Source organism: Mesorhizobium salmacidum (SeqCode) (genome assembly GCF_037179605.1).
Lineage (GTDB): Bacteria > Pseudomonadota > Alphaproteobacteria > Rhizobiales > Rhizobiaceae > Mesorhizobium > Mesorhizobium salmacidum.
The window spans coordinates 313,454-335,500 of record NZ_JAPYKS010000001.1; the positions used below are offsets into that span (position 1 = coordinate 313,454).

General features: G+C 63.6%; 28 protein-coding genes. 6 read left to right on the forward strand and 22 right to left on the reverse strand.

Translation table 11 applies throughout. From position 1 onward, the window contains the following. Positions 1-2 precede the first annotated feature (2 nt). The 7 genes from O7A60_RS01540 to gcvA all read right to left on the reverse strand — a co-directional run bounded on the left by O7A60_RS01540 (position 3) and on the right by gcvA (position 7,752). The gene (locus O7A60_RS01540; RefSeq protein ID WP_337104713.1) at positions 3-1,481 is read right to left on the reverse strand and encodes a mannitol dehydrogenase family protein; all 1,479 of its coding nucleotides are present in this window, start codon (positions 1,479-1,481) and stop codon (positions 3-5) included. 164 nt (positions 1,482-1,645) lie between these two features. Further along, on the reverse strand, positions 1,646-2,416 hold the full coding sequence (locus tag O7A60_RS01545) for an L-iditol 2-dehydrogenase (RefSeq protein WP_337104714.1): 771 nt from the start codon (positions 2,414-2,416) through the stop codon (positions 1,646-1,648). Positions 2,417-2,426: 10 nt separating this feature from the next. Further along, positions 2,427-3,431: an ABC transporter ATP-binding protein gene (locus tag O7A60_RS01550; RefSeq protein ID WP_027145409.1), complete on the reverse strand. Its 1,005-nt coding sequence runs from the start codon at positions 3,429-3,431 to the stop codon at positions 2,427-2,429. A 50-nt stretch (positions 3,432-3,481) separates the two neighbouring features. After that, positions 3,482-4,306 carry a carbohydrate ABC transporter permease gene (locus tag O7A60_RS01555; RefSeq protein WP_027145410.1) on the reverse strand — a complete coding sequence of 275 codons (825 nt, stop codon included), beginning with the start codon at positions 4,304-4,306 and terminating at the stop codon, positions 3,482-3,484. A gap of 11 nt (positions 4,307-4,317) precedes the next feature. Continuing rightward, entirely contained in the window at positions 4,318-5,190 is an 873-nt protein-coding gene (locus O7A60_RS01560; protein WP_027145411.1) for a carbohydrate ABC transporter permease, read from the reverse strand. A gap of 123 nt (positions 5,191-5,313) precedes the next feature. After that, positions 5,314-6,624, reverse strand: a complete 1,311-nt coding sequence (locus tag O7A60_RS01565; protein ID WP_027145412.1) for an ABC transporter substrate-binding protein — start codon at positions 6,622-6,624, stop codon at positions 5,314-5,316. 222 nt (positions 6,625-6,846) lie between these two features. Continuing rightward, on the reverse strand, positions 6,847-7,752 hold the full coding sequence (gene gcvA, locus O7A60_RS01570; protein WP_337104716.1) for a transcriptional regulator GcvA: 906 nt from the start codon (positions 7,750-7,752) through the stop codon (positions 6,847-6,849). A gap of 110 nt (positions 7,753-7,862) precedes the next feature. On the opposite strand from gcvA, the gene O7A60_RS01575 reads away from it, so the two are divergent. Beyond that, positions 7,863-8,048 carry a hypothetical protein gene (locus tag O7A60_RS01575; protein WP_027145414.1) on the forward strand — a complete coding sequence of 62 codons (186 nt, stop codon included), beginning with the start codon at positions 7,863-7,865 and terminating at the stop codon, positions 8,046-8,048. 23 nt (positions 8,049-8,071) lie between these two features. Here O7A60_RS01575 and O7A60_RS01580 read toward each other — a convergent pair whose 3' ends face one another. After that, positions 8,072-9,031 (reverse strand): sugar-binding transcriptional regulator, encoded by a 960-nt coding sequence (locus tag O7A60_RS01580; protein ID WP_337104717.1) that lies wholly within the window; start codon positions 9,029-9,031, stop codon positions 8,072-8,074. 241 nt (positions 9,032-9,272) lie between these two features. On the opposite strand from O7A60_RS01580, the gene O7A60_RS01585 reads away from it, so the two are divergent. Then, the gene (locus O7A60_RS01585; protein WP_337104718.1) at positions 9,273-9,905 is read left to right on the forward strand and encodes an HAD family hydrolase; all 633 of its coding nucleotides are present in this window, start codon (positions 9,273-9,275) and stop codon (positions 9,903-9,905) included. Between the two features lie 3 nt (positions 9,906-9,908). Here the strand turns inward: O7A60_RS01585 and O7A60_RS01590 are convergent, their stop codons facing one another. From O7A60_RS01590 to ureC, 9 genes are all read right to left on the reverse strand, one after another. Further along, positions 9,909-10,676, reverse strand: coding sequence for a class II aldolase and adducin N-terminal domain-containing protein (locus O7A60_RS01590; protein ID WP_337104719.1), 768 nt, complete (start codon positions 10,674-10,676; stop codon positions 9,909-9,911). An 80-nt stretch (positions 10,677-10,756) separates the two neighbouring features. After that, on the reverse strand, positions 10,757-11,398 hold the full coding sequence (ureG, locus tag O7A60_RS01595; protein ID WP_140768391.1) for an urease accessory protein UreG: 642 nt from the start codon (positions 11,396-11,398) through the stop codon (positions 10,757-10,759). Next, positions 11,395-11,835: a DUF3995 domain-containing protein gene (locus O7A60_RS01600; RefSeq protein WP_337104720.1), complete on the reverse strand. Its 441-nt coding sequence runs from the start codon at positions 11,833-11,835 to the stop codon at positions 11,395-11,397. The genes ureG and O7A60_RS01600 overlap by 4 nt, the downstream gene beginning before the upstream one ends. Next, the gene (locus O7A60_RS01605) at positions 11,832-12,503 is read right to left on the reverse strand and encodes an urease accessory protein UreF (protein WP_337104721.1); all 672 of its coding nucleotides are present in this window, start codon (positions 12,501-12,503) and stop codon (positions 11,832-11,834) included. Before O7A60_RS01605 ends, O7A60_RS01600 begins: the two co-directional genes overlap by 4 nt. Continuing rightward, complete coding sequence (locus tag O7A60_RS01610; RefSeq protein WP_337104722.1) at positions 12,496-13,059, reverse strand: urease accessory protein UreE; 564 nt, start codon at positions 13,057-13,059, stop codon at positions 12,496-12,498. Before O7A60_RS01610 ends, O7A60_RS01605 begins: the two co-directional genes overlap by 8 nt. Continuing rightward, positions 13,056-13,661 carry a glutathione S-transferase family protein gene (locus O7A60_RS01615; RefSeq protein ID WP_337104723.1) on the reverse strand — a complete coding sequence of 202 codons (606 nt, stop codon included), beginning with the start codon at positions 13,659-13,661 and terminating at the stop codon, positions 13,056-13,058. Before O7A60_RS01615 ends, O7A60_RS01610 begins: the two co-directional genes overlap by 4 nt. A 44-nt stretch (positions 13,662-13,705) precedes the next feature. Then, positions 13,706-14,299, reverse strand: a complete 594-nt coding sequence (locus O7A60_RS01620) for a hypothetical protein (protein ID WP_337104724.1) — start codon at positions 14,297-14,299, stop codon at positions 13,706-13,708. Positions 14,300-14,337: 38 nt separating this feature from the next. Then, on the reverse strand, positions 14,338-14,799 hold the full coding sequence (locus tag O7A60_RS01625) for a DUF29 domain-containing protein (protein ID WP_337104725.1): 462 nt from the start codon (positions 14,797-14,799) through the stop codon (positions 14,338-14,340). 91 nt (positions 14,800-14,890) lie between these two features. Beyond that, positions 14,891-16,603 carry an urease subunit alpha gene (gene ureC / locus O7A60_RS01630; protein ID WP_415926793.1) on the reverse strand — a complete coding sequence of 571 codons (1,713 nt, stop codon included), beginning with the start codon at positions 16,601-16,603 and terminating at the stop codon, positions 14,891-14,893. 167 nt (positions 16,604-16,770) lie between these two features. On the opposite strand from ureC, the gene O7A60_RS01635 reads away from it, so the two are divergent. Both O7A60_RS01635 and O7A60_RS01640 read left to right on the forward strand, forming a co-directional pair. Continuing rightward, the gene (locus O7A60_RS01635; RefSeq protein ID WP_140715400.1) at positions 16,771-17,148 is read left to right on the forward strand and encodes a hypothetical protein; all 378 of its coding nucleotides are present in this window, start codon (positions 16,771-16,773) and stop codon (positions 17,146-17,148) included. A gap of 114 nt (positions 17,149-17,262) precedes the next feature. Beyond that, positions 17,263-17,757: a hypothetical protein gene (locus O7A60_RS01640; RefSeq protein ID WP_027145427.1), complete on the forward strand. Its 495-nt coding sequence runs from the start codon at positions 17,263-17,265 to the stop codon at positions 17,755-17,757. A 74-nt stretch (positions 17,758-17,831) separates the two neighbouring features. On the opposite strand, the gene O7A60_RS01645 is transcribed toward O7A60_RS01640, so the two are convergent. Genes O7A60_RS01645 through O7A60_RS01665 form a run of 5 tightly spaced genes read right to left on the reverse strand, consistent with a single transcriptional unit; the run spans position 17,832 to position 20,196 of the window. Further along, positions 17,832-18,137 carry an urease subunit beta gene (locus O7A60_RS01645; RefSeq protein WP_337104726.1) on the reverse strand — a complete coding sequence of 102 codons (306 nt, stop codon included), beginning with the start codon at positions 18,135-18,137 and terminating at the stop codon, positions 17,832-17,834. A 6-nt stretch (positions 18,138-18,143) separates the two neighbouring features. Then, the gene (locus O7A60_RS01650; protein ID WP_337104727.1) at positions 18,144-18,731 is read right to left on the reverse strand and encodes a HupE/UreJ family protein; all 588 of its coding nucleotides are present in this window, start codon (positions 18,729-18,731) and stop codon (positions 18,144-18,146) included. 26 nt (positions 18,732-18,757) lie between these two features. Continuing rightward, complete coding sequence (locus tag O7A60_RS01655) at positions 18,758-19,012, reverse strand: DUF1272 domain-containing protein (protein WP_140715396.1); 255 nt, start codon at positions 19,010-19,012, stop codon at positions 18,758-18,760. A gap of 10 nt (positions 19,013-19,022) precedes the next feature. Next, on the reverse strand, positions 19,023-19,325 hold the full coding sequence (locus O7A60_RS01660) for an urease subunit gamma (RefSeq protein WP_015314510.1): 303 nt from the start codon (positions 19,323-19,325) through the stop codon (positions 19,023-19,025). Between the two features lie 28 nt (positions 19,326-19,353). Beyond that, complete coding sequence (locus O7A60_RS01665) at positions 19,354-20,196, reverse strand: urease accessory protein UreD (RefSeq protein WP_337104729.1); 843 nt, start codon at positions 20,194-20,196, stop codon at positions 19,354-19,356. Positions 20,197-20,392: 196 nt separating this feature from the next. Between O7A60_RS01665 and O7A60_RS01670 the strand changes: the two genes are divergently transcribed. Continuing rightward, positions 20,393-20,647, forward strand: coding sequence for an acyl carrier protein (locus tag O7A60_RS01670; protein WP_027145432.1), 255 nt, complete (start codon positions 20,393-20,395; stop codon positions 20,645-20,647). Between the two features lie 4 nt (positions 20,648-20,651). Further along, on the forward strand, positions 20,652-21,860 hold the full coding sequence (locus O7A60_RS01675) for a beta-ketoacyl-[acyl-carrier-protein] synthase family protein (protein ID WP_140715392.1): 1,209 nt from the start codon (positions 20,652-20,654) through the stop codon (positions 21,858-21,860). The last annotated feature ends 187 nt before the right edge of the window (positions 21,861-22,047 follow it).

Genomic DNA, 22,047 nt, shown 5'->3' on the forward strand with positions numbered 1-22,047 from the left:
TCTCAGAGCTTGCCGGCGAGGTAGCGCATCAGCGTGGCGCGCGTGCCATTGGCCCAGAGCACGTTGAGCACGTGGACGAAGGCCTCGACGAAGGCCGTGGCGCGGCCGACATCGCCATAGATATCGTCCATGGCAAGCCAGGCGGCGGGCGCGTCCTTTGCCGCCTTTGCCGTTGCCTGCAGCCGGTCCCAGCTCGGGTCGTTGGGCTCGATGACCGCCCCGCTGTCTGTCGTGCCGAAGCAGTAGCGGCACCACAGCGCCGATTCCAGCGCCAGACCGGCAACGCCTTTGCCGGCCTTCAGCCGGTCGGCGATGGTAGGGATGATGAATTTCGGCTGGCGGTTGGAGCCGTCGAGGCAGAGGCGGCGCACCGTGTCGCCGATCTTGGGATTGGAGAAGCGCTTCTCGATGAGCTGGTAATAATCTTCCAGCACCGTGTCCGGCACCGGCGGCACTGTCGGGATGATCTCGTCATGCTCGAGCTTGTCGAGGAAACCGCGCACCAGCGGCTCCTGCATCGCCTCATGGACGAAGTGGATGTCCATCAACCCGGCCGGATAGGCGATGGTGGCGTGGCCGCCATTGAGGATGCGGATCTTCATCAGCTCGTAAGGGGCGACGTCCCTGACGAACTGCACGCCGACCTTTTCCAGCGGCGGGCGGCCATCGGTGAAATGGTCTTCCAGCACCCATTGCCGGAACGGCTCGCAGAACACCGGCCAATTGTCCTCGAGGCCGAAATCATCGGCAAGGATCTTGCGCTCACGGTCGCTGGTCGCCGGTGTGATGCGGTCGACCATGGCGTTCGGGAAGGCGACGTGTTCGCTGACCCAGCTCGCCAAATCCTCGTCGATCAGGCGGGCGAGACCGATCACCCCATCCGACGTGACATGACCGTTGTGGGGAATGTTGTCGCAGGACATGACGGTGAACGGCACGATGCCATCCTGGCGGCGTCGCGCCAGCCCGGCCAGGATGATGCCGAATACGGTTTTCGGTGTGGCGCCCGGCTGTGCGTCAGCGACGATATCGGGATGGGTCGGATTGAACACGCCGGAAGCCGGATCGATGAAATAGCCGCCTTCGGTGATGGTCAGCGATACGATTTTGATTGCCGGGTCGGCAAGCCGGTCGATGATGCCGGCGGCGTCGCCCGGCATCAGGAAATCGATCATCGCGCCGGTGACGCGGGCACTCATGTGGCCTTCGTCCTGCTCGACAACAGTGGTCAGCCAGTCCTGCTCTTCGAGCTTGCCGCGGCCGATCTTCTCGCCGTCGAACACGCCAGCGCCGACCAGCGCCCAATCATGACCGACGCCTTGACCGAACAGGTCGTCGAGATAGACGGCCTGATGCGAGCGGTGAAAATTGCCGACGCCGAAATGCACGATGCCGGCTTTCAACGCCGACCGGTCATAGTTCGGACCTGCGACCTTGGACGGAAGCGCGGCGAGGCTCGAGGAAGAGAGTTTCACGGTCATCTGCTTTACCCTTTGGCCGATTTGCAGCCCGACTGTTTCGCCTCCTTCGGGAGGGCGAGGATGAGGGGCCGCACCTGGTTTTCCAGTATGCTGCCCCTCATCCGCCCCCGTGGCGTCTCTCCGGAGGAAATGAGAGAAGCGCCTTCCCCCTCAACTCGTCCTTTTCAACTCATCCATTGGCCGCCATCGACATTGTAGGTCTGGGCGACGATGTATTCGGCCTCGTCACTGGCGAGAAACACGGCCATGCCTGCGAGGTCTTCCGGCTTGCCCATGCGGCCATACGGCACGCCCTCGCCGACCAGCCGTTTCTTTTCGCCTTTCGGCCGGTTCTCGTATTTGGCGAACAGGGCATCGACCTCGTCCCACATGTCGCTGTCGACGACGCCGGGCGCGATGCCGTTGACATTGATGCGGTGCTTGATCAGGTCGAGCCCGGCCGACTGCGTCAGCGAGATGACCGCGGCCTTGGTGGCGCAGTAGACCGCGACCAGCGGCTCGCCGCGACGCCCGGCCTGGCTCGCCATGTTGATGATCCTGCCGCCCTTCCCCCGCGCGATCATCGAGCGGGCGGCTGCCTGCAGCATGAACAGCGTGCCGGCGACATTGACGGAGAAAAGCTTTTCGTAGCTCGCCCGAGAGATCTCCACGATCGGCGCCAGGTCGAACAGAGCGGCGTTGTTGATCAGGATGTCGAGGCCGCCGGTCTTGTCCTCCACCGCTTTGACCGCGGCATCGATGGATGCCTGGTCGGTGACGTCGAGTTTTAGCGCATAGGCATGGTCGCCGATTTCAGCCGCGGTCTTGCGCGCCGCCTCCAGGTTGATATCGGCGATCGCCACCGTGGCGCCTTCGCGCACATAGGCTTCGGCGAAGGCTTTGCCGATGCCGCGTGCCGACCCGGTGATCAGCGCCGATTTGCCTTTCAGCCTCACTACCCCACCCTCACTGGGCCATCGCCTTGCCGTCAGCGCCGAAGCGATGCAGCTTGGCTTTGTCGGGTGTAAGGTAGATCGTGTCGCCATGATGCACGGCCAGTTCGCCGTCGGCGCGCACCGTCAGCGGTCCGACGCCATCGGCCTGGACATGCAAGAACGTGTCGGAGCCCAGATGCTCGGCAACGCCGACGGTCGCCTTCCAGTCGCCCGCCGTGGTCGAGATCTGCATATGTTCGGGCCGGATGCCGATCGTCTTGGCGCGGTATTTGTCTGCCGGCGCACCCTCGATCAGGTTCATCTTCGGCGAGCCGATGAAGCCGGCGACGAACAGGTTGCGCGGCGTCTTGTAGAGCTCCATCGGCGAGCCGACCTGCTCGATGTTGCCGGCGTTCAAGACGACAATCTTGTCGGCCATGGTCATGGCCTCGACCTGGTCGTGGGTGACGTAGATCATTGTCGTCTTGAGCTGGTGGTGCAGCTCGCTGATCTCGAGCCGCATGGTGCCGCGCAGTGCCGCGTCGAGATTGGACAGCGGTTCGTCGAACAGGAAGGCCGAGGGCTGGCGCACGATGGCGCGGCCGATGGCGACACGCTGGCGCTGGCCGCCGGAGAGCTGGCCGGGACGGCGTTCGAGATAGTTGGTGAGGTTCAGCACGCGCGCCGCGTCCTTCACCTTCCTGTCGATGGTCGCCTGGTCCTCGCCCGCCATCTTCAGCGGAAAGGCGATGTTCTTGGCGACCGTCATGTGCGGATAAAGCGCATAGGACTGGAACACCATGGCGAGCTTGCGCTTGGCCGGCGCCTCGCCGGTGACGTCACGGCCATCGATGTTGATGGTGCCACCGCTGGTGTCCTCGAGGCCGGCGATCAGCCGCAGCAATGTCGACTTGCCGCAGCCCGACGGGCCGACGAAGACGACGAACTCGCCATTCTCGATCACCAGGTCGAGACCGGGGATGATGGACGTCGATCCAAACGATTTGGAGACGTTCTTGAGCGTGATGTTTCCCATGGTTTCCTCCCCGAGAGCTATTTTTCGCCGATTGCTTCAGGCAATTTCCGTTACTTCACCGCACCAAAGGTCAGGCCGCGCACCAGCTGCTTCTGGCTGAACCAGCCCATGATCAGGATCGGCGCGATGGCCAGTGTCGAGGCCGCCGAAAGCTTGGCCCAGAACAGGCCTTGCGGGCTGGAGAAGGAGCTGATGAAGGCGGTCAGCGGAGCCGCGTCCGTGGTGGTCAGCCGGATGGTCCAGAATGCCTCGTTCCAGGCCAGGATGATGTTGAGCAGCATGGTCGAGGCGATGCCCGGCACCGCCATCGGCGTCAGCACGTAGATGATCTCGTTCCACAGCGATGCCCCGTCCATGCGGGCCGCTTCCAGGATCTCGCCGGGGATCTCGCGGAAGTAGGTGTAGAGCATCCACACCACGATCGGCAGGTTGATCAGCATCAGCATGACCATCAGGCCGATGCGCGAGTCCAGCAGGCCGAGATTGCGGAAGATCAGGTAGATCGGAAACAGCACGGCGACCGCCGGCATCATCTTGGTGGACAGCATCCACATCAGGATGTCCTTGGTCCGTTTGGTCGGCGAAAACGCCATCGACCAAGCCGCCGGAATGGCGACCAGCAGCGCCAGGATGGTCGAGCCGACGGAGAGCAGCACCGAGTTCAGGAAGAACTTGAAATAGCCGCTCTGCGCCTGGACTTCGGCATAGCTTTCGAAGGTCCCCGATGGGATCAGGTTGAAGCCCTGGATCGCCTCCTGTTCCGACTTGAACGAGGTGATGATCGTATAGAGGATCGGGAAGAAGATCAGCAGGGCGACGATCCAGGCGGCGACGGTCGCGATTGTCTTGTGCTGGGTAGTGACTGCGCGTGCCATCTTGACCTCCCTTACTTGTCCAGGTTCTTGCCGACGGCGCGCATGGCGAAGAAGGCGACGATGTTGGCGAGAATGACGGCGATCACACCGCCCGCGGATGCCTGGCCGATTTTGAACTCCAGCAACGCCTTCTGGTAGACAAGGAACGGCAGGTTGGTGGAGGCATAGCCCGGGCCGCCATTGGTGGTGACCAGGATCTCGGCATAGACGGAGAGCAGGAAGATCGTCTGGATCAGGATGACCACGGTAATCGCCCGCGACATGTGCGGCAGCGTCAGATAGATGAAGCGGCTGATGAAGCCGGCGCCATCCATCTCGGCGGCCTCCTTCTGCTCGCCGTCGAGCGACTGCAGCGAGGTCAGGAGGATCAATGTCGCGAAAGGCAGCCACTGCCAGGCGACGATGATGATGATCGCCGTCATCGGATGCTGCCCGAACCAGTCGATCGGTTGCGCCCCGAAGAAGCGGGCTATGTCGGCGAAGACGCCATATTGCGGGTGCATGATCATGTTCTTCCACACCAGCGCTGCCACCGGCGGCATGACGAAGAACGGCGAAATGACGAGAATGCGCACGATCCCCTGGCCCCACATCGGCTGATCGATGAGCAGCGCCAGCAGTATGCCGCCGATCACCGTGATCAGCAGCACGCTGACCACCAGGACAAGCGTGTTGAGGATCGACTGCAGGAAAGCCGGGTTGGAATAGAACAGCGCGTAGTTCGAGAGGCCGACGAAGCCATCGCGCATCGGATTAAGCGGATTGTACTGCTGGAAGGAGAACCACAGCGTGAGAGCGAGCGGAACAACCATCCAGACCAGCAGCAGCACCACGGATGGCGCCATCATAAATCGGGCAAGCGAACGGGTCTGCTGAGTAGCCATGACGGTCACCCTTCAAGGATCAAACTGAATTATCAGAGGCGTTGAAGGCGGCCGCCCGAACTGGGTTTCGGGCGGCCGTTGCCGGTCATGATCGTCGGCCGGCTTTCGGCACCGGGAGGAGCCTTACTTGATATAACCGCCCTCGGTCATCGCCGCGGTCGCGGCGTCCTGGGCCTGCTTCAGTGCATCGTCGACGCTCGACTGACCGGCAAGAGCCGCCGAGAAGAGCTGGCCGACGGTGGTGCCGAGGCCCTGGAACTCGGGGATGGCGACGAACTGCACGCCGACATAGGGCACCGGCTTGACGGTCGGATGCGTCGGGTCGGCGGCGTTGATGGAGTCCAGCGTCATCTTGGCGAACGGAGCCGCCTTCTGGTACTCGGGATTGGCATAGAGCGAGGAGCGCGTGCCCGGAGGTACGTTGGCCCAGCCTTCCTTCGACGCGACGAGCTCGGCATAGTGCTTGCTGGTCGCCCAGGAGACGAACTTCTCGGCGGCGTCGGCCTTCTGCGTGCCGGCCGGGATCGCGAGCGACCACGCCCACAGCCAGTTGCCGCGCTTGCCGAGGCCGTTATCGGGCGCCAGGGCGTAGCCGACCTTGTCGGCGACGGTCGAGTTCTTCGGGTCTGAGACGAAGGACGCCGCCACGGTGGCGTCGATCCACATGCCGCACTTGCCCTGCTGGAAGAGCGCCAGGTTCTCGTTGAAGCCATTGGACGAGGCGCCCTCGGGACCGTCGGCCTTCATCAGGTCGACATAGAACTGCAGCGTCTTCTTCCACTCGGGCTGATCGAACTGCGGCTTCCAGTTCTCGTCGAACCAGCGGGCGCCGAATGAGTTCGACATGGCGGTCAGGAAGGCCATGTTCTCGCCCCAGCCGGCCTTGCCGCGCAGGCAGACGCCGTTCACGCCACTGGCGCGATCGGTCATCTTGTCGGCGGCCTGCTTGATGAAGTCCCAGGTCGGCGCGTCGGGCATCTTGAGGCCGGCCTTCTCCATCAGGTCCTTGCGGTACATGACGAAGGAGCTTTCGCCGTAGAAGGGCGCGGCATAGAGCTTGCCGTCGACCGAGAGGCCGCCGGCGATGGCCGGGATGATATCCTTGGCGTCGTAGTCGTCGCCGAGCTTGTCGAGCGGCAAGAGCCAGCTCTGCTTGGCCCAGATCGGAACCTCGTAGGTGCCGATGGTCATCACGTCATACTGGCCGCCCTTGGTGGCAATGTCGGTGGTGACGCGCTCGCGCAGCACGTTCTCTTCGAGCGTGACCCAGTTGAGCTGAATGTCGGGGTTGGCCTTGGTGAAGTCGTCGGTCAGCTTCTGCATGCGGACCATATCGCCATTGTTGACAGTGGCGATGGTGATGGATTCGGCGTGTGCGGCGAACGCAAGCGCGCTGGCGGACAACAAGCCCAGGGTGAGCGTGCGAAGTTTCATCAAATTCCTCCCATAAACCAAGATGAGCATTTGCCTTGGCTGTGAGCAATTATTCATTTGGTGTGAATTATGTCAAGCCGGATTCGATGCTGCAGCGCAGCACGCGACCCGGCGAATGGCGACGGAGGGTTGGCGACAGGGCTCGAATTGTCGCCGCCTGGAGTGCGGGCGACGGGCCAAAAGCCTCTCGAACGAGATGTGGTTTTCTTGTCCGGTCTGCGGTCAGCAGGCGATCTCGGCCAGCAGCCAGTCACGGAAGGCGCGGATCTTGGGCACGTTGCGGCGCGCCTCGGGGTAGACCAGCCAGTAGGCGTGCCCGTCGTCGCCAACCAGGTCGAACGGCTGGATGAGCCGGCCGTCGGCGAGTTCGGCCTTGAACAGCGCCCTGGTCAGGATCGCCACCCCATGGCCCGATATGGCCGCGTTGGCTTCATAGGCCTGCGCGCCCATGCTGCTGCCGGGACGCTTGGCAAGGTCATGGCTGTGCACGCCGGCGGCCTCGAACCATTGTGTCCACCAGATATCGCTGGGATCGAGGATCGGCAGCTTGAGCAGATCGGCCGGTTCGTTGATGCCGCCGATGCTCGCCGCGAGCTTCGGGCTCAGCATCGGCGTGAAATCGGCATCGAGCAGCTTGTGGGCTTCCAGCCCCGGCCATTTGCCACCGCCCGAACGGATGGCAAGGTCGACATCCTCGCGGGCGAAATCCGTCAGCCGGCTCGACGTCTCGAGCCGCACGGCAAGCGACGGGTGCGCGATCTGGAACGCGCCGAGGTGGTGCGCCAGCCAGTTGGAGGCAAAGGTCAGCACCGTGGTGACACATAGCAGCCCGTCCGCGCCGCCGCGCGCCGCAGCATAGGCCTGGCTAAGAATGGCAAAGGCCTCGCTGACGGCCGGCGCCAGGCGTTGGCCGGCTTCCGTGAGTTCGATCTGTCGCGGCCGGCGCAGGAACAGCGGCGCGCCGACGCGCTCTTCCAGCACCTTGATTTGATAGCTGACCGCCGCTTGCGTCATGGCGAGTTCACCAGCGGCCTTGGTGAAGGAAAGATGCCGCGCCACCGCCTCGAACACCCGGATCGCCTGCAGCGGCGGGAGTTGCGAAAGCTGTGGCGCGCCGAGGTCAGGCATAAGGCGTCCTTATGGGTCGTTATCGACGTTCGATTGGCAAAGGCGGCCGGCAAGGCCGACATTGATGCTTAACCCGTCATTCGGGTTCAGGATAACGAAGGTTGACGATCATGACCATGGCGCAGCAAAAATGCACTCCCGCTCCCGATCATCGCTGGATTTCGTGGCTTGTGGACGGGTTCGGCTGGTTCGCGACCAGAAAAAAGGCACATCTTGATATCAGGGACCTGTCGCCGCATCTGCTGCGCGACCTCGGTTTTCTCGACGGCAACGACCCTTTCGGCCGGCACCAATAGCCTTGTTGGCTTTATCGCAGGAGTCAGATGCCGGCCAGCAGGGCGGCCGCCGTCCGCTCGTCGGTGATGAGGCCATTGACCAGTCGGCGATTCACGGCCGCCATGATACCCGGCAGCTTGCGCTCGCCCATGGCAAGCGCAATGACCAGCGACTTCTCACGCGACGGCAGCGCCGCCGACGACACCCGGTCATTGGTGATGCCCTCGATCATGCGGCCCTCGCGATCGAACACCCAGCCGACGATTTCGGCGACGCCGCCGGCCTTCTGCAGGGCTTTCAGTTCGCTTTCGGAAATGAAGCCATCCTCGTAGAGCGGCGCCTTCGGCCCAAGGTCGCCAATGCCGATGAAGGTGACATCGGCCTCGGCGGCTAGTGCCAGCGTCGGCTGGATCATCGGTTGGTTGAGCAGCATCTCGCGCTCCTGCGGCGAGGACGCGATGACCGGCAGCGGCATCGGGAAGGACCGCGCCTTGACCCTGTCGGCCATGGTGAAGATGACGTTGTAGAAGGCGGCCGAACCATCCGGCGAGATGTTGCCGGTCAAGGACACCACCTTGTGCTGCGGGCATTCCATCGGCGGCAATTGTTCGATCGCCGCCTTCAGCGTGCGTCCGGTGCCGATGCCCATGACGATCGGTGTCGGCGACCGAAGCCGCCGCTCGATCTCGGCGGCCGCCGCTTCGGCGATGCCGATGGTCGTGGAGGATGAACTGGGGTCACTCGGCACCACCTCGACAAGGTCGAGCGCGAAGCGCGATTTCAGCCGCGCGGCAAGGTCCAGGCAGTTGGCGATCGGATGATCGACGCGGACCTTGATCAGGCCTTCCGACACCGCCAGCGACACCAGCCGCTGCGCCGTCTGCCTCGATATGCCGAGCGTGGCGGCGATCTGGTCCTGTGTGTTGCCGGCAACATAGTATAGCCAGCCGGCGCGCGCCGCGTCGTCCAGCCTGTTGGTGCCGCCATCCTGCCGGGTATTCACGTCCTGCCTCCCGAAACCGCCGATCATCAGGCGGTCATATCAGTTTCGCAGGGAATGACCGCCTGCGCAATTGTCAATCTCAAGAGCAAATGCTTACATCGATACAGCGGAGTTTTCTTCACTATCATCCGGCTGGAGAAAGCCCGGCGGGTTCCGTTTTCATCGGAAGGCATGTTCTGCGGCCGCTAAAAGTTTATCTCCCGTCGCAAACCCTTTAAGGGATCGCAAAAAGGAGCGCTGCATGACACCGAAGGCGGTTTTCTGGGACATGGACGGCACGCTGGTCGACAGCGAACCGCTGCACGAGGCAGCCCTCATTGCAGCGATGCGCAATGTCGGCCTCACGCCGCCTGACGATCTGCATGAGCGCGTGCTCGGCGTCGCCGCCTGGCCGGTCTACGAAATGATGCGCGACGAGTTCGCGCTGCAACTGCCCTTCGACGAATGGATCGTTCACAAATATGAGCATTACCTGCCGCTGGTCGAGGGGCTGAAGCCGCGCCCAGGCGCGATCGAGGTCTTCAACGAACTGCGCGCGCTCGGTGTGCAGCAGGCGGTGGTCTCCAATTCGGACCGGATGATCGTCGACGCCAACCTGCACATGGTGGGGCTGACTTACCCCGGCATGAAGACGATCAGCCGCAACGACGTGCGCGAAGGCAAGCCGCACGCCGAGCCTTTCCTGCGCGCCGCCTATCTGGCGGAGGTCGATCCTGCGCACGCCGTCGCGGTCGACGACAGCTGGCCGGGCGCCATGGCGGGCCTGGCGGCGGGAATGAAGACCATCTTCTGGCCTGAAAAGCCGATGGAAGGACCGCCCGGCGCGGTCGTTATCAACAGCGCCGCGGAATTGCGGGCTCAGCTCGGACTGTAGCCCTCAGTTCCGGTACGCCGGCTCCTGTTCGTCGAGGATCGCCTTCAACTCGGCGAGATGGCGTTCGGCCTGGCCTGGATAGTCGTCCATCTCGCTCGCCGCCTTCTCGGCGATCGCGTCGGAGAGCGTGCGCAGCGGCCGGCCGGTCCACAGCGCCTTGATGTAGGTCTCGGCGGCGCGCTCGAAATAGAACATGCGGTTGAAAGCATCGGCGACGGTGTCGCCGATGACCAGCACGCCATGGTTGCCCATCACCATCACCTTGACCTTGGGGTCGGCGAGAAGCTGCGAGCAGCGTTCGCCCTCTTCCTCGAAGGCCAGCCCGCCATAATGCGCGTCGACGACGTGACGGTTGAAGAACATCGCCGAATTCTGGTCGATCGGCGGCATCGTCGAGTCGGCAAGCGAGGCCAGCACGGTGGCGTGGATCGAATGGACATGCATGACGCAGCGCGCGTGCGGCACGTTGCGATGGACGGCTCCGTGCAGCCCCCATGCCGTCGGGTCGGGTGCATTCGGCCCTGAAAGCGTGTCGGGGTCGTTGGCGTCGATTTCGATCAGGTCACTCGCCTTGACGCGCGAGAAATGCACCTGGTTCGGGTTCATCAGGAACCTGGTGCCGTCGTTGTTGACGGCCAGCGAGAAATGGTTGGCCACCGCTTCGTGCATGTTGAGCCGCGCCGTCCAACGGAAGGCGCATGCGAGATCGACGCGCTCTTCGTAGAAGGGCAGATTGGTCAGCGTTTCCTTCTGCAGGCGGGCAATGCTCATCCTAGAAATCCTCCGGTTTCGGCAAGAATGCCGCGCTCCGCTGGTGCCCGCAACCGCTTTCGCTTGGTGCAGACCGCCAGCTATGCCGCCGTGCTTGCGGCGCCAACAGTCCGCAGTCCGCCGTGCTCGACGATGAAATCGATCACCTCCTGCAGGCCCTTGCCGCGCGAAAGATCGGTGAAGCCGAACGGCCGCTTGCCGCGCATGCGGCCGGCGTCGCTCTCCATGACATCGAGATTGACGTTCACATAGGGCGCCAGGTCGCTCTTGTTGATGATGAGGAAATCGGAACGCGTGATCGCCGGGCCGCCCTTTCTCGGGATCTCTTCGCCCTGGCAGACCGAGATGACATAGAGCGTCAGGTCGGCAAGGTCCGGCGAGAAGGTGGCGGCCAGGTTGTCGCCGCCGGATTCGATGAAGATGATGTCGAGATCGGGAAATTTGCGGTTCAGCTCGGCGATAGCCTGCAAATTGATCGAGGCGTCCTCGCGGATGGCGGTGTGCGGGCAGCCGCCGGTCTCGACGCCGACGATGCGGTCCTCCGGCAGCGCCTGCAGCCGGGCCAACATCATGGCGTCTTCCCGGGTGTAGATGTCGTTGGTGACGACGGCGATGGAAAACTCGTCGCGCAGTGCCTTGCAGAGTTTTTCGGTGAGCGTCGTCTTGCCGGAACCGACAGGGCCGCCGATGCCGATACGAAGAGGACCGTTCGCTTGTGTCATGTCGGAAACTCCATAATGGCAAGAACCGCGAAGCCGAGCCCGATCAGCAGGCACAGCGGCGAATAGAGATTGGTATCGAGCCGCGCAAAAGGCTGTTCGGGTGCCAGCCGGCGCCACCAGGGCGTGAAACCGGCGATACCGCGCCCCAGGAACACCAGACCGATCAGCATCGACGTGGCGGCAAGCCCCTCCCTTGGAAACGGCGAGGCAAAGAAACCGATGAGCGCCAGCGGCCACAGCGTTGCCAGGCCAAGGCAAGCGGCAACGGCGAAACTGGCGAATGGCGTCGGCATTTCGTCGACGCCGCGAAAACCGACGACGGCGTGGGCGCAGGACGCCGCATCCCTGCCCGGCCAGATGCCGCCTATGCCCCAATAGACGTGCAGGGCCGTGATCAGCAGCAGGACGAATGAGAGGACGAAGGCGAGGAGGATCATGAGCGGAACAGTCGTGAGTACTGGGTTTCGTGCTTCATCGCCACGATGTCGGAGATGAAGGCGCAGCCGCCGAGATCGTCCGGTATCGAGCGGGACGCGCGGGCAGCGGTCGAGAGCGCCAGCGACTCGAACCTTGCCAGCAGCGTCGTGGCCTCGTTCTGGCCGATGACGCCAAGCCGGATCGCGGCCTGGACGAGATTGGAGAAGAAGGCTTGCAGGAAGGCGGACAGCGCGTCCTGCAGCGCAATGCCGTTGCCGCCGGCGACAGTGCCGACAGCGACGCAATAGGCGCATTCGGCCGGCAAGCGCTCCAGCACTGGATTGGGCCAGGCGGCGGCGGCCTTAAGAAAGGCCGCACCTTGTAGCATGGTCTCGGTGTGGCGCTCGCGCGAGCCGGCCAACGCCTCGGCCAGTGCTGCGACTTCGGCCAGATCGCCGCCTTCGCGGGCGCGGCGCCAGCTCTCGGCGAACAGCACGGCATCGTTCCAGCCCGAACCCATCTCGATCAGCGTCTCCAGCCAGCCGGCAAGGCCAGCGGCATCGGTCACCAACCCATCATGCACCGCCCGCTCAAGGCCATGGCTATAGGCAAAGCCGCCGACCGGAAAAGCCGGCGACAGCCATGCCATCAGCCGCAGCAGGGCGATGCCGGAGGGCTGGTCAGTCATGATGATGATCGTGATGCGAATGCGCGTGGCTGTGCGAATGGGATTCGCCGCGGCCATGGCTGTGCGCCTCGGCGTGGGCGTGGCCATGCCCACCGGAGTAGGCGCCGCGGACCGGCTTGAACGGTTCCGAGACGTCGCGCACCGTGGCGCCGAGCCCCTCCAGCATCGCCTTGATGACGTGGTCGCGAAGGATGAGGATACGGTTCGCCTCGATGCCGGCGGCGAGATGGCGGTTGCCAATATGCCAGGCGAGTTCGGTCAGATGCACGGCATCGCGGGCGCGGATGTCATAAACCGCTTCGGGCGCCGCGACGATCTCGATATGGCCGCCATCCTCCAGCACGAGCCGGTCGCCATCGTTGAGGGCAACAGGCTCGCGCAAGTCGACCAGCACCTTGCTGCCGTCGGCAAGTTCGATGGCGCGGCGGCGCAGATGCCGCTCGTCATGGGAGAGAACCGCACGGCCGGATGGCGCGGTGACTCCAACACTGCCCGCAGGCAGCACCGAGACGGCGCGCGGAAATTTGGTGAAGTCGGTGTTGAGGTTGAGCTTCATTTCATGGAGCCTCCGTTAGCTTGCGCCCGCGCACGGGCAGGCCGCGACAACACGCGGTCGAAATAGGCGTTGACGCGGTCGGAGTCGATCGGGAACCGGCCGGCACGCGCCCAGCCGCCCATGTCGCCGAGCAGCACGTCGACAGCCGAGAACCGGTCGCCCAGCGCGAACAGCCTGTCGCCGAGCCGGCGGTCCAGCGCCTTGACCTCGGTGGCGAAGTCATAGGCCGCGGCAGGACCGACATCGACCCGAACTTCCCTGGGTAGGAGGAAGCGGTGGCGCAATTTGTTCCACAGCGGCGCTTCGAACTCCGACTGGGCGAAGTGCATCCAGGAATCGATTTCGGCACGGCCGGCGAGACCGGGATTGGCGCCCATCCCCTTGTCGGCGTGCTTCTCCGCCAGATAGACGCAGATCGCCGCCGAATCCGTCACCGTCAGCTCGCCATCGATGAGGATCGGAACCTTGCCCGACGGGTTGAGCGCATAGGCTTCCGGCGAGCGGAGCTTGACCTCGATGAATTCATAGGGCTCCCCGAGTTCCTCGAGCATCCAGAGGACGCGGCTGACCCGGGATCCGCGCGATCCGACGGCCTTGTACATCGTTGAACCTGCCTTTCCCCGGAACACTAGATCATCGGGAGGTGTCATACGATCGTGTCGAAGAGCCGCAGGATGAACGATATCTGGTAGATGAGCGCGGCCGCGACGAAGGCGATGTGGAAGCGGCGGTCGCGCACCAGGATCGCGGCGATGCAGAGCGCGACGAAGACCGGCGTGCGGAACAGATATTCGTTGCCGAAGCGGGCGAAATGCTCCGGACCTTTCAACAGGGTGTCGATGACGTCGAGCAGGTAGCTCCCCGCCAGCAGTCCAAAGAACCAGGCGCGGCGCGAATAGAAGAAATCCTCGTAGCTGGTGTAGTCCATCATCGAATCCGGAAACAGCAGCGCGCACAGCAGGAACAGCGTGATGGCGTAGAAAATGATGAAAAGGTATTTGCCAAAGGTCCACGTTTCGATGGCGTAGAGGTCGAACTCCCACCACCAGAAATGCACCAGCATCAACAGCACCGAGGCGACCCAGGCCAGATGCACGGGATAGAGCCGATATTGGCCAGGATGCTGGACGATGCGCGCTACCCCCGACAGCAGGCGGGCGACGCCCAGCCCGATCACCATGCCCATGACGATGCGGATATGCGGGAAGATGTCGTGGGCGGAGGCTATTTCGGTGGCCATGGATCTTGGAAGAAACGCTGGTGGGGAAAAAGAGGCTGCTAGTCTCGCAGGAAATCATCCATCGAAAGGGGGCCGCCAGGCCAAAATCTCCCATCGAGCGCCTGCTTGGCATTGAACGGTGGCTCACTGGGAAATTGCGATTTCCGCAGGCCGGTTTCCTGAATGGCAATGGGCAACGCGTCTTTGTAGGACTGATCGAAGATTTGAGCGGGATAGCGACGAAGACTCGGACTATCCTTGAGGATACCTTCGACCCAGACACGCTGCTCGGAAATCGACGATTGCCAGCTGTGGCATCTGTGGCCAGGTTGGAATTCCCATTTCAGGAGGTGTGCAATCAGCACCCGCATCCGGCTGCGAATTTCTCTCCGGTCACTTCTCCCCAAGCTTTCTATCTCCTCGGCAAGGTTCTCGCGGTCGAGATCGGAGAGACGACCCTCGCGCAGCAACGCACCCTGCTCGGCGCACCACTGGGCGTAGTCTGTTTCATAGGGTGTCATGGCCCTGAGACGGTCAATCCTATTCATATGCGCATAATGCCCTAAAGCGCGCCGCGTTTAAACGGCTTGTTGGCGCGGGCACCGGTGAGGCTCAAAACAGAAAATAGCGCTGCGCCATCGGCAGCACGGTCGCCGGCTCGCAGGTCAGCAACTCGCCGTCGGCGCGAACTTCGTAGGTTTCCGGATCGACCTCGATATGGGGCGTGGCGTCGTTGAGCACCATCGAGTGCTTGCCGATGCCGCCGCGCGTGTTCTCGACGGCGACGAACTGCTTGTCGACGCCAAGCCTGCCGTGCAAACCTGATTCGAGCGCGGCCTTCGAAACGAAGGTCACCGACGAATTGGTCCGGGCTTTGCCATAGGCGCCGAACATCGACCGGTAGTGCATCGGCTGCGGCGTCGGGATCGAGGCGTTGGGGTCGCCCATCGGGGCGGCGGCGATCATGCCGCCGATCAGCACCATGTCCGGCTTGACGCCGAAGAAGGCCGGGTTCCACAGCACCAGGTCGGCGCGTTTGCCGACCGCGATCGAGCCGATCTCCTTCGAGAGGCCGTGGGCGATGGCCGGATTGATCGTGTATTTGGCGATATAGCGGCGGACGCGGAAATTGTCGTTGTCGCCGGTCTCCTGCGGCAACGACCCGCGCTGGCGTTTCATCTTGTCGGCGGTCTGCCAGGTGCGGATCGCCACCTCGCCGACGCGGCCCATGGCCTGGCTGTCGGACGAGATGATCGAGAAGGCGCCGATGTCGTGCAGGATGTCCTCCGCCGCGATGGTTTCCTTGCGGATGCGGCTTTCAGCAAAGGCGATGTCCTCGGGGATCGACGGCGACAGATGATGGCAGACCATCAGCATGTCGAGATGCTCGGCCAGCGTGTTGACGGTGTAGGGCCGCGTCGGGTTGGTCGAGGACGGAATGACGTTGGGAAGGCCGCAGACCTTGATGATGTCAGGCGCATGGCCACCACCCGCACCTTCGGTGTGGAAGGCATGGATGGTGCGGCCCTTGATCGCCGCCACCGTGTTCTCGACAAAGCCGCTCTCGTTGAGCGTGTCGGTGTGGATCATCACCTGCACGTCGTAGTCGTCGGCGACCGACAGGCAGCAGTCGATCGCGGCCGGCGTCGTGCCCCAGTCCTCGTGCAGTTTGAGCGAGCAAGCGCCGCCCAGCACCATTTCCTCGAGTGCGGCGGGCAGCGAGGCGTTGCCTTTACCCGACAGGCCGATATTCATCGGGAAAGCGTCGAAGGACTGGATCATGCGCGCCATGTGCCATGGCCCCGGCGTGCAGGTGGTCGCCAGCGTGCCATGCGCCGGGCCGGTGCCGCCGCCGAGCATGGTGGTGATGCCCGACATCAGCGCTTCCTCGATCTGCTGTGGGCAGATGAAGTGGATATGCGCGTCGAAGCCGCCGGCGGTGAGTATCTTGCCCTCGCCGGCGATGATTTCGGTGCCGGGACCGATGACGATAGTGACGCCATCCTGCGTATCAGGATTGCCGGCCTTGCCTATTGCGGTGATTCGGCCATCCCTGAGGCCGATATCGGCCTTGAAGATGCCGGCACTTGCATCGATCACCAGCGCGTTGGTGATGACGGTGTCGACCGCGCCCTGGGCACGGGAAACCTGGCTCTGGCCCATGCCGTCGCGAATGACCTTGCCGCCGCCGAATTTCACCTCCTCGCCATGAATGGTGAAGTCCTTCTCGACCTCGATGATCAGCTCGGTATCGGCAAGCCGCACTCTGTCGCCAACGGTCGGGCCGTACATCTGGGCGTAGGCGGCACGGGTTAGTCTGGCCATCAGCGATTGCTCCCGAAATGCGGTATAGTCGAAGCCCGTCTGCACATTGTCGCCTTCCAATGGTCACGCAATGACCCGCTGGGCGACACCTTCTGATCCCATTTGGCGGTTGAGGTTGGGACGCCACCCCAAAGCGACCGTTTGCCAAATCGATGGAAGGAAAATCCATGCGCAAAACGATAGTTCTTGCAACCGCCGCCAGCCTGATGCTGGCGGGTGCCGCCAGTGCCCAGCAGCAGCCCGCGCAACAGCCCGCTCCGACCACGCCGGCTCCAGCCGCCCCTGGCGGTCAGCAGGCCGCGCCAGCAATCCAGAGCGTCAACGTCATCGACATCAGCGAGTTGCCGAAGGACACGCAGACGCAGGTCAACCAGGTGATCGCGCAGCGTGGTGACGCCGGCCTGCAGAAACTGCGCAGTTCGATCGACGCCACCCCCAAGGTGAAATCCGCGCTCCAGGCCAAGGGAATGACCTCGGCTCAGGTGGTCGCGGCCAGCATGGAGCCGAATGGCGCGCTGACCCTGATCACCAAGAAAGCGAGTTAAGGACCCGGCGTGGCGGGCCGGTATCCGGTCCGCCCGCCGAATCATGACGGGAACCGTGGCAGGGCCGGAGTCGTTTCGTTTCCTGAGCGTCGAAACAAACCGCGAAAGTGGACGATGACCGACACCACCTTGCCCGATGCCCGTTGGCTGCACGCCGTTGCCGCGGCTGCGTTTGTCGCGGCGAGCGTTCCCCAGGCAGCGCTGAACGCGCAGGGCCTTCAAAGCCCGGAGACTGTCGACCGGATTGTCGGCTCGCAGGTCAACCAGGAAGAGGCCAAGACGACCGCTGAGATCGGAAAGGTCAATTCGGCGATCGACCGCACGCGCGAAAACATCAGCACGGTGCGTAAGACGTCCAAGCTCGACAAGGTCGATATCGTGTTCCTGACCGACGCGGCGCGCAGCGAGGGCGGCCCGCCGCCGGCCATCGAGAACAAGGTTAGGCAGCATCAGGACGATGTCGCGGAACTGCGCAAGGAGATCGAGGCCAACGCCCTGCTCTACAATGCCATCGAGTCGCGGCGCGTGCTTGCCGATGATGTGCTCGCCGTGGAGTTCGATGATCCCGGAAAGATCGTGATCTATGCGGCCGCCAAGCCGTCGGGCTGAGCCGAAGGCATCGCCTGTGTGCAGGCTTGCCCCGAAGCCATTCGCCGGCCTTGCGCACCACACATGAGACACCCTCACAGCTTGCCCATCACCTTCTGCTGGAATCCATAGACCTCGCGCTTGCCGCCGAGCGGCACCAGCGTGACGTCGCGTTCCTGCCCCGGTTCGAAGCGCGTGGCGGTGCCGGCGGCGATGTCGAGACGCATGCCGCGCGCGCGCTCGCGGTCGAATTTCAGCGCCTCATTGGTTTCGTAGAAATGGTAGTGGCTGCCGACCTGGACCGGCCGGTCGCCGCTATTGGCGACTTTCAGGATGACGGTCGGCAGACCCTTGTTGAGTTCGATGTCGCCTTGGGCGGGAATGATTTCGCCGGGGATCATGGGATCTCACACGACGCCGAAGGCGAGGCCGACGCCGATCGCCGCGCAGGCGGCACCCGCGATACGGGCCACACCGCGGAACCTGAGGCCGAGGCTCATACCAGCGGCGATGCCGATTGCATGAAGCAGCACGGTGGCAACGGCAAAGCCGGCCATATATTCGAGGCCGCCGGCATTTTCCGGCACTTCCGTGCCATGGGCATGGCCGTGAAACAGAGCGAACAGGCCGATGATGGCCACACCGGCCGAAACGGGGAGATCGATCGCCAGCGCCACCAGCAGCCCAAGCGCCACGACGGAGGCCAGTATGCCCGGCTCAACGAAGGGCAGCGGCACGTGCAGCATGCCAAATGCACCGCCGGCCAGCATGACGCCGACGAACGCCGCCGGCCAAACCCAGATCGCCTTGCCGCCCTTGAGGGCTGCCCAAAGGCCAACAGCGAGCATCACTGTCATATGGTCGAGACCCGACAGCGGATGCGTGAAGCCGGCCATGAAGGAGGAGGTCGTGCCGATGCCGACATGGGCGTAGGCAGGCATGGCTGCCGCGACGAGCAGGATCACCGAGAGGCACAGGCGTTTGACAGGGACCATTTTATTTTGCCTTTCGTTATGCGGTGTCAGGCGGCCTTGCGGGAGCCGCAGCCCTCGGCCTTGAGCACGCGTTTGGTCGAAGCCGGATATTTCTTCAGCATCGCGGCGGGACGGATCGGCCGGGCGGTAAAATCGCCGCCGCAGTTCGGGCAGACGCCGCCAAGCACGTTTTCGACACAGCCCGCGCAGAAGGTGCACTCGAAGGTGCAGATCAACGCATCCTTCGCTTCGGGCGGCAAATCCTTGTCGCAGCATTCGCAGTTCGGGCGCAGCTCCAGCATTTCTCTCTCCTCACCGGATCGGTTCGTGCACGGTCACCAGCTTGGTGCCGTCGGGGAATGTCGCTTCCACCTGCACGTCATGGATCATCTCGGCAATGCCTTCCATCACCTGCGCGCGGCTGACGACATGGGCGCCGGCCTCCATCAGCTCGGCCACCGGGCGGCCATCGCGGGCGCCTTCGACGACGAAATCGGTGATCAGCGCGATGGCCTCCGGATGGTTGAGCTTGACGCCGCGCTCGAGCCGCTTGCGCGCCACGATCGCCGCCATGGCGATCAGCAGCTTGTCCTTTTCCCTTGGCGTCAGGTTCATGCGTCTTCCTGAAATGATGCGGACACAGTCACAGTGACCATAATTTGGGCAACCCCGCCCTTCCGTTGAGCAATTCGACGAGCGGGACCAGCCGCTGGCGCAGGTGGTAGCCGTCCCCGGCGTAAAGCCTCGCAAGAAGCTTGCCAGATGTCTTCACGGTCCAGACACTGGCGCCACCCCGGTCGCCAATGATCTCCCGGACCGGGTCGAGCAAGGCTTCCGCGCGCGGCGACACCAGCAGCAGCGTAGCCACGGCGATCGCGCCACCCGATATCGCCGGACGGGCCAGGGTGTCGGCGATGGCAGGTCCGATGCGGAAATCCTCGGCATGGATGAGGGTTCCTTCCCTGCGAACACGCCAGCGGTCGCGAAAAGTGCCCTGTGCGGCACGTTCGCCCATGGCCAGGCGGCCGAAGACAGTGGCTTCCAGCACCAGCGCCTCGGCTCCAGCCGCGAGTTCGACATCCAATGTGCGGGCGAAGGCGGCGCGGTCGAAGACGATGGTTTCCTGCGGCAGCCAGGCGATGCTGCCGTTCGCACCCACGGTCAGCTTGACCCGCACTTCGGCATGGTCCGACGCGGCGCGATAGACTTTTTCGCAGGCCTGGGTCGTTATCGCGGCGCTGGCATCCACGCCGATATCGACATCCCAACCGAGACGGTCGCCGCCGGTCAGCCCGCCGGCGGTGTTGATCAGGACGGCCTCCAGCGGGCCGGCTGGAACGGCCGGCAGCCTTATCTTGGCGGAGCCGTCCTGATAGAGGCGCCGCAGCCGCGTGCGTCCGCCGATGCTGGCGCAACCAAGCTGCGCCTTGCCCGCCGCGCGCTGGGCCGGTTGACCTGAGAACTTCGTATTTTTGATCGTATCCACGCCATCAGGTTAAGCACTGTGGCGCTTTTGTCGACATATAGCTTGTTGCTTGATGACGTTTCCGTTTCTATAGAGGGAACCACCTTGGTACGGTCAGGCAACGCTTGGCGGGGGTAGAAGGCGAAGATCGCGACCTGATATCGAGGACAAGAAGGCGCTGTTCAGCGTCGGAAACGACAAGTGGGGAAGAAACCGAATGGCTGACCAGCTGGCAACGGACATCATCGAGAAGATCAAGGCCCATGCCGAGCCGGGCGGCGAGGAAATCACCACCACGACCGAATTGACGGCGCTCGGCATCCATTCGCTGGAGCTGACCGAGATCATCTTCGACCTCGAGGAGCAATATGGCATCGAGATCGAGATGAACACGGTCGATGCCTGGAGCAATCTGAAGAATGTCGGCGACATGGTCGAGGCCGTTCGCGCGCTGATCGCGAAAAAAGCCTGACCGAATGCTGAAGCGCGTCGTCATTACCGGCATCGGCGGGTTGTGCGGATTGGGCACCAATGCGCAGGCAATCTGGGCCGAGATGCGGGCCGGCCGGTCAGCGATCGGCCCGATCGACAATCCCTTCCTGCACGACCTGAAGGTCAAGACCGGCTGCGAGATCAAAGCGCTGCCGGATCACGGCATCGAGCGCAAGCAACTGGTGTCGATGGATCGCTTCAGCCTCTTGGCGGTGATCGCGGCGAAAGAAGCCATGCGGCAGTCCGGATTGATCCCGCATGCGGACAATACTTATCGGATGGGCACCATCGTCGGTGTTGGCGTCTGCGGGTTCGAGACAGTCGAGGAGAACTATCGCGCCATCCTGATCGAGGGCAAGAATCGCGCCGGCATCTTCACCGTTCCCAGGGTCATGCCGGGCGCAGCCGCCGGCCAGGTCAGCATGCATCTGGGTTTGCGCGGACCGGTGTTCGGCGTCACTTCGGCCTGCTCGTCGGCCAATCATGCCATCGCCTCGGCGGTCGACCAGATCAGGCTCGGCCGCGCCGACGTCATGGTGGCCGGCGGCACCGATGCGCCGCTGGTGTGGGGCGTGCTGAAGGGCTGGGAGGCGCTGCGCGTGCTTTCGCCCGACACGTGCAGGCCGTTCTCGGCCGACCGCCAGGGGCTGGTGCTGGGCGAAGGCGCCGGCATGGCGGTTCTGGAAAGCTACGAACACGCGATGGCGCGCGGCGCCACCATTTTGGCCGAGATCGCCGGCGCGGGCCTTTCGGCCGATGCCTCCGATATCGTCGCGCCGACCGTCGAGGGCCCGGAAGCCGCGATGCGTTTCTGCCTGGCCGATGCCGGACTCAATCCCGAGGATGTCGATTACCTCAACGCGCACGGCACCGGCACCAAGGCCAACGACCAGATCGAAACCCTCGCGATCAAGCGCGTCTTCGGCGATCATGCGCGGGCGCTCTCCGTGTCCTCGACCAAGTCGATGCACGCGCATTGCCTCGGCGCCTCGGGCGGGCTGGAGATGATCGCCTGCGTCATGGCGATCCGCGAAGGCGTCGTGCCGCCGACGGCGAATTACCGCGAGGCCGATCCCGACTGCGATCTCGACGTGACGCCGAATGTCGCGCGCGAGCGCAAGGTGCGCGCCGCCATCAGCAACGGCTTTGCCTTCGGCGGCACCAATGCGGTGCTGGCCTTCAAGGCCATCTAATCCGGGCCGTTACTACGTGCCCCGGGGCGGTTCACTACCTGCCCAGGGCGGTCACTACCTGCCCGGGCGGTAACTACCTGCCCAGGGCGGTTCGGATCGATTGACTGTCCGTGCATGGTGAAGCGTCGCCGCATATTGATCCGGCGCGCCGCAGCCCTAATTCTTGGCCGACCCCGCCGACACCGCG

Coding starts and splice junctions, on each gene's coding strand:
- O7A60_RS01540 (WP_337104713.1), bottom strand. CDS start 1,481: ATGACCGTGAAACTCTCTTCCTCGAGCCTCGCCGCGCTTCCGTCCAAG.
- O7A60_RS01605 (WP_337104721.1), bottom strand. CDS start 12,503: ATGACTGACCAGCCCTCCGGCATCGCCCTGCTGCGGCTGATGGCATGG.
- O7A60_RS01575 (WP_027145414.1), top strand. CDS start 7,863: ATGACCATGGCGCAGCAAAAATGCACTCCCGCTCCCGATCATCGCTGG.
- O7A60_RS01625 (WP_337104725.1), bottom strand. CDS start 14,799: ATGACACCCTATGAAACAGACTACGCCCAGTGGTGCGCCGAGCAGGGT.
- O7A60_RS01615 (WP_337104723.1), bottom strand. CDS start 13,661: ATGTACAAGGCCGTCGGATCGCGCGGATCCCGGGTCAGCCGCGTCCTC.
- O7A60_RS01565 (WP_027145412.1), bottom strand. CDS start 6,624: ATGAAACTTCGCACGCTCACCCTGGGCTTGTTGTCCGCCAGCGCGCTT.
- O7A60_RS01585 (WP_337104718.1), top strand. CDS start 9,273: ATGACACCGAAGGCGGTTTTCTGGGACATGGACGGCACGCTGGTCGAC.
- O7A60_RS01645 (WP_337104726.1), bottom strand. CDS start 18,137: ATGATCCCCGGCGAAATCATTCCCGCCCAAGGCGACATCGAACTCAAC.
- O7A60_RS01550 (WP_027145409.1), bottom strand. CDS start 3,431: ATGGGAAACATCACGCTCAAGAACGTCTCCAAATCGTTTGGATCGACG.
- O7A60_RS01655 (WP_140715396.1), bottom strand. CDS start 19,012: ATGCTGGAGCTGCGCCCGAACTGCGAATGCTGCGACAAGGATTTGCCG.
- O7A60_RS01555 (WP_027145410.1), bottom strand. CDS start 4,306: ATGGCACGCGCAGTCACTACCCAGCACAAGACAATCGCGACCGTCGCC.
- gcvA (WP_337104716.1), bottom strand. CDS start 7,752: ATGCCTGACCTCGGCGCGCCACAGCTTTCGCAACTCCCGCCGCTGCAG.
- O7A60_RS01650 (WP_337104727.1), bottom strand. CDS start 18,731: ATGGTCCCTGTCAAACGCCTGTGCCTCTCGGTGATCCTGCTCGTCGCG.
- O7A60_RS01675 (WP_140715392.1), top strand. CDS start 20,652: ATGCTGAAGCGCGTCGTCATTACCGGCATCGGCGGGTTGTGCGGATTG.
- O7A60_RS01620 (WP_337104724.1), bottom strand. CDS start 14,299: ATGGCCACCGAAATAGCCTCCGCCCACGACATCTTCCCGCATATCCGC.
- O7A60_RS01640 (WP_027145427.1), top strand. CDS start 17,263: ATGACCGACACCACCTTGCCCGATGCCCGTTGGCTGCACGCCGTTGCC.
- O7A60_RS01670 (WP_027145432.1), top strand. CDS start 20,393: ATGGCTGACCAGCTGGCAACGGACATCATCGAGAAGATCAAGGCCCAT.
- O7A60_RS01600 (WP_337104720.1), bottom strand. CDS start 11,835: ATGATCCTCCTCGCCTTCGTCCTCTCATTCGTCCTGCTGCTGATCACG.
- O7A60_RS01635 (WP_140715400.1), top strand. CDS start 16,771: ATGCGCAAAACGATAGTTCTTGCAACCGCCGCCAGCCTGATGCTGGCG.
- ureC (WP_415926793.1), bottom strand. CDS start 16,603: ATGGCCAGACTAACCCGTGCCGCCTACGCCCAGATGTACGGCCCGACC.
- O7A60_RS01560 (WP_027145411.1), bottom strand. CDS start 5,190: ATGGCTACTCAGCAGACCCGTTCGCTTGCCCGATTTATGATGGCGCCA.
- O7A60_RS01590 (WP_337104719.1), bottom strand. CDS start 10,676: ATGAGCATTGCCCGCCTGCAGAAGGAAACGCTGACCAATCTGCCCTTC.
- O7A60_RS01660 (WP_015314510.1), bottom strand. CDS start 19,325: ATGAACCTGACGCCAAGGGAAAAGGACAAGCTGCTGATCGCCATGGCG.
- ureG (WP_140768391.1), bottom strand. CDS start 11,398: ATGACACAAGCGAACGGTCCTCTTCGTATCGGCATCGGCGGCCCTGTC.
- O7A60_RS01610 (WP_337104722.1), bottom strand. CDS start 13,059: ATGAAGCTCAACCTCAACACCGACTTCACCAAATTTCCGCGCGCCGTC.